This is a genomic window from Streptomyces sp. BE303 (assembly GCF_036290945.1).
Classification (GTDB): domain Bacteria; phylum Actinomycetota; class Actinomycetes; order Streptomycetales; family Streptomycetaceae; genus Kitasatospora.
In genome coordinates this window covers 1-388 of the sequence record NZ_JAQYWZ010000784.1, presented here as the reverse complement: position 1 = coordinate 388, position 388 = coordinate 1, and the positions used below count along the sequence as shown (strand labels likewise).

Below are 388 nucleotides of genomic sequence, written 5' to 3'. Positions count from 1 at the left end.
TTGCGTTCCTCGGGGGCGAGGCCGAGGCCGGCGCGGATGGCGTCGCCGGGGTGGCCGGAGCGCAGGGTGCGGCCGTCGAGGGTGACGGTGCCGGAGCGGAGGGGCTGGTCGCCGGCGAGGGCGAGGGCGAGTTCGGAGCGTCCGGCGCCGATGAGTCCGGCCAGGCCGACGACCTCGCCGGCGTGGATGCGCAGGTCGATGCCGGTGACGTGGTCGGTGGTCACGGCACGGGCATCCAGCACGAGGCGGTCGGTGGCGACGCGTTCGCGGGTGAACATGGCGGACAGGTCCCGGCCGACCATCAGCCGCACGAGGTCGCCCTCGCTGGTGGTCGCGGCGTCCTGGACGCCGGCGAGGGCGCCGTCGCGCAGCACCGCGATGCGGTCGG

At 76.3% G+C, this 388-nt stretch carries 1 protein-coding gene; it reads right to left on the bottom strand.

The window, feature by feature from the left end:
* Positions 1-388, bottom strand: a 388-nt coding sequence (locus PUR56_RS25500; protein WP_329950616.1) for an ATP-binding cassette domain-containing protein, incomplete at both ends; no start/stop codon positions are given.